At 27.8% G+C, this 10,496-nt stretch carries 9 protein-coding genes and 1 tRNA gene; 2 read left to right on the top strand and 8 right to left on the bottom strand.

What is annotated here, in order from left to right:
* Both ACRC28_RS01485 and ACRC28_RS01480 read right to left on the bottom strand, forming a co-directional pair.
* Window positions 1-2,998 (bottom strand): MSCRAMM family protein (locus ACRC28_RS01485; protein ID WP_438541685.1); only part of this gene is annotated, 2,998 nt, incomplete at its 3' end.
* 310 nt (window positions 2,999-3,308) lie between these two features.
* Window positions 3,309-4,001 (bottom strand): thermonuclease family protein, encoded by a 693-nt coding sequence (locus ACRC28_RS01480; protein WP_438541684.1) that lies wholly within the window; start codon window positions 3,999-4,001, stop codon window positions 3,309-3,311.
* A gap of 146 nt (window positions 4,002-4,147) precedes the next feature.
* Here ACRC28_RS01480 and ACRC28_RS01475 point away from each other — a divergent pair.
* A tRNA-Cys gene (locus ACRC28_RS01475) sits at window positions 4,148-4,221 on the top strand.
* A gap of 121 nt (window positions 4,222-4,342) precedes the next feature.
* Here ACRC28_RS01475 and ACRC28_RS01470 read toward each other — a convergent pair.
* A complete protein-coding gene (locus tag ACRC28_RS01470) occupies window positions 4,343-4,507 on the bottom strand; it encodes a hypothetical protein (RefSeq protein ID WP_438541683.1) in 165 nt (54 codons plus the stop codon).
* Between the two features lie 361 nt (window positions 4,508-4,868).
* Here ACRC28_RS01470 and ACRC28_RS01465 point away from each other — a divergent pair, with 361 nt between their 5' ends.
* Window positions 4,869-6,017, top strand: a complete 1,149-nt coding sequence (locus ACRC28_RS01465) for an AI-2E family transporter (protein WP_438541682.1) — start codon at window positions 4,869-4,871, stop codon at window positions 6,015-6,017.
* A gap of 38 nt (window positions 6,018-6,055) precedes the next feature.
* On the opposite strand, the gene ACRC28_RS01460 is transcribed toward ACRC28_RS01465, so the two are convergent.
* From ACRC28_RS01460 to ACRC28_RS01440, 5 genes are all read right to left on the bottom strand, one after another.
* Window positions 6,056-6,436 carry a type I restriction enzyme HsdR N-terminal domain-containing protein gene (locus tag ACRC28_RS01460; protein ID WP_438541681.1) on the bottom strand — a complete coding sequence of 127 codons (381 nt, stop codon included), beginning with the start codon at window positions 6,434-6,436 and terminating at the stop codon, window positions 6,056-6,058.
* Window positions 6,429-6,899, bottom strand: a complete 471-nt coding sequence (locus tag ACRC28_RS01455; protein WP_438541680.1) for a DUF1097 domain-containing protein — start codon at window positions 6,897-6,899, stop codon at window positions 6,429-6,431. Before ACRC28_RS01455 ends, ACRC28_RS01460 begins: the two co-directional genes overlap by 8 nt.
* 174 nt (window positions 6,900-7,073) lie before the next feature.
* On the bottom strand, window positions 7,074-8,381 hold the full coding sequence (locus ACRC28_RS01450; RefSeq protein ID WP_438541679.1) for a sensor histidine kinase: 1,308 nt from the start codon (window positions 8,379-8,381) through the stop codon (window positions 7,074-7,076).
* 20 nt (window positions 8,382-8,401) lie between these two features.
* A complete protein-coding gene (locus ACRC28_RS01445) occupies window positions 8,402-9,049 on the bottom strand; it encodes a response regulator transcription factor (protein WP_438541678.1) in 648 nt (215 codons plus the stop codon).
* 64 nt (window positions 9,050-9,113) lie between these two features.
* Window positions 9,114-10,334 carry a hypothetical protein gene (locus ACRC28_RS01440; protein ID WP_438541676.1) on the bottom strand — a complete coding sequence of 407 codons (1,221 nt, stop codon included), beginning with the start codon at window positions 10,332-10,334 and terminating at the stop codon, window positions 9,114-9,116.
* Window positions 10,335-10,496: the final 162 nt, after the last annotated feature.

Raw genomic sequence — 10,496 nt, 5'->3', positions numbered from 1 at the left:
TAACTTCTTGCATTTTACTTGCATTTTTATCGCCTATATTTATAGTTTGAACTTCATTACTCAAAGTATAGCCTGTCGGTGGTACGATTTCTTTTATCTTGTAATCTCCCCATGCTAAATCTTTAAGACTTGTAACTCCATTTTCATCAGTCCAAATCTCTTTCTTAAATTTATTTGGACCTGTTACTTCAAACTCTGCATTTTTAAGCTTTGCATTGTCTTTTCCAAGCTTTGTAATTTGAAGACTTCCTAAAATTCTTTGGTCTTTAACTTCCGCTTTTACCACTTCACCTTGTTTACTTATAGTAAATGTTCCAACTGTTTTATTTATTTCATAACCTGTTGGTGGACTTATTTCTGTATAAGTATAAGTTCCAGCAGGTAATGTAAATTCTGTTGCAGTATCTTTACTTACAAAGGACTTTGTGATTTTTTCTCCTGTTAAAGAAGTTCCTGTTATTTCTATTTTAGCTCCTGGAACTTCCTTCTCATTAGTTACATCAACCTTTGAAATTTTAACTATTCCCATAGTTTGAGAATCTTTAAAGGTTAAAGCTTGAACTTTTCCCGCGTTTTCTGCTGTAATTTTTACAGTCTGCGAATCTGGATTTAAGTTATATCCAACCGGTGCTTTAGTTTCCTTAATTGTATAAGTTCCCCATGGAATATTTGCTAAAGTCGCAATTCCATCTTTTCCTGTTGTTATATCTTTACTGAATCCTGCTCCGCTTACTGTAAATACTGCTCCCTGAAGTGGAGTTCCATTTTCGCTTGTTTTAGTTACTTGAAGACTTCCCACAAGTGGAGCCTTTTTATCATAAATATATCCAAGATTTACTGTAGTTCCTATGTCATCTTTACTTATTGTAAAAGGTGTCTTCTTATCACTTAGTGAGTATCCACTCGGTGCTTGGATTTCTTTTAAATAATAGTTTCCAGCCTCATTGATGTTACCTTGTATAAGACCTTCTTTATCAGAAGTTACTTTTTCTACTAAACTATTATTAGCTTCATTATAAACTCCATATTCAGCTCCGCTTAAAGTATTCTTTGTTGTTGAATTTTCTGAGCTTAAAGCTGCTTTTATTGCCTTGAATGAATATCCTTTTTTAACATTTACTGTATTCAAAAAAACCCCATTTTCATATAAACTATTTGGTACTGTAGTTCCTTCTGGGACATCCTTTAAAGAACAATTTATTTTTATTACTGCTGAGTATTCCTTATCTCCTTGCGATATTATACTCTCTGAATTAACAATTTTTATAGTCTGTCCATCAACTGTAACCTTATATCCTGGTGGTGTTACTATATCATAATTTCCATTAGGTAATTTGTTTAATTTAATATTTTTATTTAATGTATCTGTTAAATTAAGATATCCAGCTGGAAATGCTCCATTTGCTGATACATTTATATCATAAGTTACATTTTGATTATTCTTTAAATGAACTATTTCAGTTTTCCCATCAGCCTCTTGTACCTCTTGTGTTCCATTTGAAAAAATAGCTTTTGTATTTGAGGTTTTATGTGCTTGTATATCACCTGAATCATATGAAAAACTTAAGGTATCTTGTCCACTAGCTGTGTAACCATCAAAGTGTAATGTTGCAACATTTGTTATTTTATTTAATAACTTATCTACCGTAGCCTTATAATAAACTACAATTGAGTCTGTCGTATCTTCATTAAACTGAACTCTTAATTCATTAGTTTGTCCATCTAAAATAACAGTTCCTTCATTGCTTTTATCATATGATATATATTTCTGTGTACCATCTTTATTTATTGATAAAATATTAAACTGATAGTTTCCATACTGTTGTGCTTGATTATAAGCTGCTGCATTTGAATACGTATTATCTAAACTTAAGCCTTCTGGCATCTTATCTACAAGATAACTTCCTTTTTTTATAAGTACATGATGCTGGTTTAAATTTAAATAATATGTCTTTACTTGTCCAACCTTTGTATAGTTATTTTCTTCCCCAGGGGCTATAGCTTTTTGCACCATATCTTTAAGAGTATCTGGTGTTATTTCATTAGCCTTTGTGTTGAAAGTAACATATGCCATAGCATTATAGTTGTCTAGGTTTGCCTCATTTCTAGATATCCAATTTTCTTTTCCCTTTGCATAATCTAATGGAATAATTCCTTTATAGTTTATAATATACTTTTCATTAATTGGAAGATTAGAAATTTTAATACTTGTATCTGTAGTAGTTGTTTCACTTTCTAAACTCTTTGTTACATCTACTTCTTGTCCATTAATTAATTCTAATACTTGCAATGAATTTTTTGTATAATTAAATCCATCTGTCATTTTATCAGAAAAAGTACTCGGTTTTTGTAATCCATGTGTATCTAGCTTAACTTGAAAGTTGAAACTATTATTTTCAGATGTTAAATTTTCAACTTGCACTGAAGTTTTACCATCAACAGTCTTACTTATATGTGTAACTGCTCCACCACCAGTACCGCTTCCATCACCTGATCCACTACCTGGATTCCAAACATAGGCATGAACTATCGTAGTTTTCCCATTAACTGTAATTGGAATGTTTACATCTTGGTCTTTATCACTACAATTCAGCGTAGCTTGAGCTCCTATGTATCCTCCTACAAGATAAATCCCTGACTCCTTAACTGTATAAGTTATTGTATTTCCTTCAACTATTGGTTTCTCAAATTTACTCAAGTCACATTGACCTGCCACTAAATTTTTTAATATATCTGGGACAGTTATTGTAATTTTATCCCCTGGTTTTACCTCGCTCTGCCTTACATAATGTATCTTTATACTGACAGTCTTACCATTTTCTAACTCAATAGGATTCGCTTGTGAAATATCACTAAGTTCTTTCCCATTTATACTAATGCTTGTTGTAAATGGACTCTTTGTGTTTATATCAGTAGCATAAGTTGGTATAAAATTATAAAAAATTGTTGTAATAAAAAACAAACTTGCTAAAATTGATATTTTTCTTTTTAACTTCATAAATTTCCTTTCGTGAAGTTAATTTAGCAAATAATATATTGAATTGTTAACTTTAATAACTAGAAATTTACTAGTAAATTAGTTAACGGTATCTATTATTTCATAATATTGTATAAATTAAAATACTTTTTAAGATTTTTTACTTTATTCATAAATTGTATTTGTTATTCACCCATTATTTATGATATTTATCAAGCTTTAAAACATATTTGCTTTTAAACTTTATTATAAAATTTAATTTAAATAGTAAAATTTTATGAATTTTGAAACAAATAAGAGTAGTAAATCTCTATTTACTACTCTTATTACCTTAACTAACTGCGTCTAGGTTATATCCTTTATCTGTTACATAGTTAGGAATGCTCCATATATTTAGTTCTTGTTCTTTTGCACTATCTTGTGCATTATACATTTGTGGTAATAGTTTATCTTTTTTATCATAAACATATGCAACTCTAGCTAATCCATTTGCCACTAATTCTTCATTTAAATTATACCAATTTCCACCTTCTTTATAATATACATAAGCTAAAAATCTACCATATTTATCTTTTTCATCTCTACCTGTTACAAGCATGACTTCTTCACCTTTTGAAAGCTTTGATTTTACAAATTCTTTTGCTTGTGGTCCATATGGCTCAACTGGAGTTCCTTTTTTAACAGTTTCAGGTGTATCCATCATAAGGAATCTTACCTTTTCTTCCGTATTATTAACCTTCACCATTATAGTATCGCCATCGACATCTCTTACATATGTTCCTTTAATCCCGTCAACCTTTCGAACACCTTTAACCTTAAACTTATCATTATATGTAACTTTAACATTCTTAACTGTGTTATCAAGTTCATCCTTTTGGGTTTTATCTAGCTTTTCATTATAATACGTCTTAGATTTATCTGAAGTTTTATGTGTTTTATCTTTTCCTATAAATTTAATCCCTACAAAAGCTATAATTAAAATTAAAATAATTCCAATAATTTTTTTCATTTTTCTATTTTGCACCTCATTTTCTCCTTAATTACCTATATATTCTAATCTATAATCTTTTTTCTTTCAATTGAAATCTATACTATAAATTCAAGCTATATTTTCTATTTAAATTTACTATTGATATTTTTTAAAACTTATTATATAATCTAAAATATAGTGGCGCTATAGCCAAGTGGTAAGGCATCGGTCTGCAAAACCTTGATCCCCAGTTCGAATCTGGGTGGCGCCTCCAAAGTTTAAGCTAGTAATTTGAATCTATTCAAATTACTAGCTTTTTTGTATCATAGCCATTATATAGATATTTACATCCTAATATTTTCTACAAATAATATTCTAAAATCCAGTTGAATTCTTTATTCTTGAATCACATTATGGGCGAATTCATCAGTAAAAATTCCCTTATGTGTATCACCATAGCTTCTATTACATATGCTAATTCCACCTAATATAAGTACATATGAAATTATTATAACTAAAGCAACTCCTACCACACCTCTCATTTTTATATCTTTATTCATACGAATCATCTCCTAGCTTCATTTTTTTCTATTCTATCACATATATCAATTTATTTATTTTTTATAAAAATCTTATTTCTAAAATAACCCTCTTAATTTTATCTAATCTTATAAATTTTTAGTACTATATATTCTGTATTTTTAGTCTTTCCTTAGATAGAGTGGTAAATTTATCAATTATTGTAATAGTATTTATTTTTTATTTAAAAAAAGTCTATATTTCCAAAATATTTAACAGTTTATTATTTGTTTTTTTCGTTATTGTTAACTTTTTTTATATATTCTAAATATACGTGTGAATAATTTCTACTTATGTAGAGAAAGTTATTACTATAAATTAACACAAAAGGGGAGAAAAAATTTGAATATAAGAAATTTAAAACAAAGCTATGTGCTTCAAGTTGGAATTGTTCTTATTCTTCTTGTTTATGTATTATTCAAGCTTGAAGATATACATAGATATCTAGGATCATTTATGAGTATGATGACACCAATATTTGTTGCATTTGCACTTGCATTCATCTTAAATTTAGTTGTTAGATTTCTAGAAAATAAGATTATTTATAAATTTCTAGTTAAAAGAAAAACACCTAAAATTAAAGCATCAGTTAGAGGAATCTCAATTTTACTAGCTATTGTAATAATTTTTGGAATTATACTTACAGTTTGTCTTGTAGTAATCCCAAAAGTTATAGAAAGCCTTGTTCAAATTGCAGGTCTTGCACCTAAGTATTTGGTAAGTCTTGAGCAGACCTTTGAAAAATGGTTTCACATTTCTGATAAATCCACTTTATTTAATCATATTTATCAAGAAATTTTAGGTACATGGAAGAATATCTTATCTGTAGGTGCTACATTTATAACATCAAGCCTTTCATCAATACTTTCATTTACTATTTCATTTACTAGCGGGGTAGTTGATTTTGTAATGTCTCTTATTTTAGCTATCTATATGTTATTTAGTAAAGAGATGCTTATAAGACAAATTAAAAAAGTATTTTATGCAATCTTCAGAAAAAATGAAGCTGATAAGCTTGTAGGAATTATTAAAATCCTTAACAACTCATTTGCCTCATTTATTACAGGACAATGTACTGAAGCATTTATAATTGCTGTTTTATCATTTATTTTAATGACAATTTTAAGAATACCATATGCTTTATTAATTGCTTGTCTTTTAGGAGTTACTGGTGTAATCCCTATATTAGGAGCTTTTATTGGAATTATTCCATCAGTACTTTTATTACTTATGATAAGTCCTGTAAAAGCAATTACTTTTGTTATTGCAATAGTATGTCTTCAACAAGTTGAAAGTAACATTATATACCCAAGAGTTGTTGGTTCATCAGTTGGTTTATCATCACTTTGGATTATGATTGCAATAATACTTGGAAGTTATGTTTATGGAATTCTTGGAATATTAATCGGTATTCCTCTAATAAGTGCTTTCTACAAAATATTTAGCACTTACGTAAATAAACGTCTTGTTCAAAAAGATATAAAACTCTAAAAAAAGCTACAAAGATTTTTAATCTTTGTAGCTTTTTATTAGTTTTCTTCAATATCTTCAATTATCATTTCTTTGGTTACATATTCTTCTAACTCATAATATGCATTTTCTTTTCCATCATACTCAAACATTATAGTATCTACACCGTTTGTTATAACTGCATATTCAACCATAGTTAAATCACTTAAATCCATAAGATTATCGATAGCTTCATCACTTATCTCATCTTCTTCAACACAAGATACTAATATCAGTGGACATATCTCTTCACCTGTTGAGTATTCAACTATAAAGTCTGCAATTTCATCAGTTTTAAGTCCATATGTTTTAAGTGGCATATCCTTGACTATTGTTTCATTGAAATGTAATTCACCTTTTAAAAATTCTAATGCTTTTTCTTTTACTAAATCTTTATTCATCTTTACTACCTTCTTTTTTTCCAAATAATTTATGAAAATATATTCCTATCATTTCTGATGCATACCCTAATATATTACCACAAATTAAGGCTGGTATAACAGCCTGCCAATGTCCATTTAAGCCAAATGTTGAAAAACACCCACAGAAGGCTCCTGATATAAATTCTAACTTTTTATATTTTGCTTGTATAACCATCATAAATGAGAAAAATGCTGTTAAAAAGTATGACCAATACTCATTTGGAAATATACTTGATCCCTTTATAATAAGCATTGCATAAAGTATTCCTGTTGCATTTGAAAAAAGTGATCTTATAAGACCTCTAAGTTTTCCACCTGATGAATAATAACTGGTCCATCCAACAAATCCTGTCCAAGATACCATTCCAAATGTAGCTGCCATCCAAGCCCAAACACCTGACAACACACCAACACTTATTCCTATATAAGCTAATAAACTCATTTGCTATTTTCCTCCTTAGTATAAACCCTAAAGTTTTTTAAAATTATAACATAAAAATATAACACCTTTTTTGATTATTAATTTATTTTTCAGAATATTCATATTTGCACAAAAAAAGAAAACTATTCTTACTATAAGTTTAGTTTTCTTTCCTCTATTATATTTATTTCCCACTTAAAATTTTAATTTAAATGCTATTACATCTTCTTCAATACTATAATTTAAATTCCATTTGTTTCTTGTACAAACTTCCTTGCAAACATATAGACCAAGACCAGAGCTTTTTATAATGTCTTTATTAGTCTCATCTTTTATGAAGGGTTCAAATATATCTTTTTTAAATATCTCTTTATTTTCAATTTTATTAGATATTCCTATTACACTACCATCTACACTTATTTTAATATTTTTCCCCTTTGTATGATTAACCGCATTTCCTATCAAATTACTTAAAACTATTCTAAAATCTTCTTTAAATATTTTTATCTCTTTAACCTCTATATTTAACTCTATATCTAAACCTTTTTCTAAAATAGTTTTTTCTATACTTTTTAAAATGTTTTCTATTTCTAAAGGAATATCTACCTCTTCTTTATATAAATTCACTTTTTCTCTATTCTTTTCTAAAATTAAAAACTTCTCAACTAAGCTTTTCATTTTTTCTGATTCATTATATATTCCTTCAATAGCTTCTATAATAAATTCATCTTCAAAGGACTCATCAAGTAAAAGTTCAGAATATCCTTTTATAGCTGTTAATGGTGTTTTTAATTCATGAGTTCCACACTTAAAGAAGTCTTGTTCTTTCTTTTGTATTTTAACTAAATTCTTTTCCATTTCATTAAATTCACTTATCAAAATACCAATTTCATCTTTTCTTTTTGTTTTCTTTTCTAAGACCTTTTCACCATTTCCAAATTTCCTTATATTTTTAGCTAAGCTTTCAAGTTCTCTCGTATTCTTTTTTACAATAATATAAATTATTAAAATCAGTAATAAGGCTAAACTTCCTTGAACAAAGAAAACTCTCTTTTTTAATCTTTCATAAGAAATATATTTATCTCGATAGCTTTTTTGAACTATAAACCCTTCATTTGTTTCTTTATTTAATGGATACAATAAGGTTCCTGCAAAGATATCTTCTTTTTTATCTATAGAAAGAACTGTCTTTGAGTTATCTTTTTTTAGCCTTTCCTTATATTTTTCTAAAATATCCTTATCTATATACTTTCCAGCATAGTTATCCTCTACCCCATCAAAATATATATAACAATTAAATAGCTTACTTCCTTCATTTAAAACTTCATAAATATCATCTTCTTTATCTATCTTTATTAAATTATTTATCTCTTTACTGACATAACTACTTATAGTATTCATCTCATTTTTAATATCTTCTTCAATATTAGCTTCCACTCTCTCATTCATAGTTACAATAGATAAAAATGATACTAGGACTACTCCTATTCCTATAATAAACACAAGTTTTCCTCTTAATGTATTCATCTCATTACATACCCAACACCAAATATAGTTTCTATAGATGAACCTTCCTTCATTTCACCAAGCTTTCCTCTAAGTCTTCTTATATGGACATCAACAGTTCTATCTTCTCCTTCATAATCATATCCCCATATCAGCTCTAAAAGCTTTTCACGACTAAAAACTATATTTTTATTTTTATAAAAAAGATTTAATAATTCAAATTCCTTTTTATTTAGCTTCAAAACTCGGCCATCCTTCTTAGCTATTCTTTCAGCTTCATTAATAAAGATTCCCTCTTCAAAAATACTTTTATTTTTTCGCCTTAATATTCCCTTTGCTCTTAAAACTACTTCTTTTATATGAAATGGCTTTGTTATATAATCATCTGCTCCAAGCTCTATCCCTTTAAGCTTAATATCAATTTGGGATAAAGCTGTCACCATAATTACATAAGCACTATCCTTAATTTTTTCACATATAGAAAAGCCTGACCCATCAGGTAACATTAAATCTAAAATAACTATTACTGGCTTAAATTCTTCAAATAATTGAAGTCCCTTTTTTAAATCCTCTGCTACACTTACCTCAAATCCTTCTCTTAAAAAAGCTATCTTTAAAATCTCTCTAATAGATTTTTCATCTTCTATAATAAGTACCCTCTCCATAAAATCCCCTTATCTTAAAATTCTCTTTTCAGTTATTAATTCGACACCTTTCAGTATTTCCCTTTTAAAAACTAATGGTAGCATAGTGCATCTCGTTGTCCATAGTAGTTTTACTTAGAATTCTAAAATAACCTAAAATAACTTCATTGCCCTTTTCATTAAATACTGCATGAATAATAAAAGGATATTCTTCTTTATCTAATCCTAAATCAAGCTTTTTTAAAAGATTTAATTTATCTCCTTCAATCTTTCCTATATAATTTTCTTCCTTTTTATCTTTATCTGTCCTATTAACTACTACATATTCACTTTCTTTGCTGTATGCAAGAACTCTTAAACCTAGCTCTTTTTTATTATCTATATTTATATACTCTTTAGTGTTTAAATTATATTTTAAAATACATTCTTCATCCGATTTCTCTGGCCCTCCATATAATTCAGTTACCTTGCTATTATCTAACTTAATAAATAATTCTCCATTCTCTTTTAAAAAGACCTCTTGAATATATAATCCTTTTGGCTCCATGCTTACTCCAAAGCCTTTTCTAAGATTTTCTTCTAATATTACCTTCATACTATCTTTTAAAACCTTATAAAGTGTTAACTCTTCATCTATAAAATAATAATGTTCATCTTTAAAAAATCCCCACCTTATAATTGAATTAAATTCTTTATTTATCTTTTTAGACTTTTTAGTTTTAATATCTATAACCTCTAAATTAAATACTGTATCTTTTGTATCTCCATTATGAAGGGATAATAATACTGATTCTTCACCATCAATTGAACTTGTCCCCACCATTTCATGTGGTGTTATAAATGGCATCTTGCTCTCTATATTTAACTTTTTTAAAGTTTCATTAACTCCCTTCTCCTGATTATAATAAAATAATTCTTCTATATTACCATCTTTATCTAAAGTATAATCTGCACCTACCTTTTTATTATCCATAGTTTTTGGTGCTATATTTTTTTCTTTTGTTTTTTCAATCTTATTTCCACTTATTTTATAAAGATTCTTATCTACATACACCTTTGGATTAGCATCATCTAAAAGAAGCACTTCCCCATTTTTATCTGTATCACTAAATTTTTGTGCATAAATATCCTTTCCTACGTAAAATTTAGGTGCTAAATCATATCCTTCATCATTTTTTATATATTCTACATTAACTTCTAATTTATCTTCAAGATCTCCTAAAGAAACCTCCTTAGATTGTTCCGTGCATCCACCTAAACCAACTCCCAAAATACAAATCAATCCAATTGCAAGCTTTCCTCTCATAAAAACCACCCTTTATTTAATAGTAACTTTTAAATATTCTTCTGATACCTTCTCATTTTTCGTCTTTGTATAATGAATAAGTAATTCATTTCCCTTATCATTAAATAATGTGTCTACACATTGTATAGTATCACCATCACTTTTTATCTCTATTTCTTCTAT

It is taken from the genome of Clostridium sp. (assembly GCF_051650885.1).
Taxonomy (GTDB): domain Bacteria; phylum Bacillota; class Clostridia; order Clostridiales; family Clostridiaceae; genus Clostridium.
Note: the sequence above shows the minus strand (reverse complement) of the source record. Positions and strands in the feature narration are given on the sequence as shown.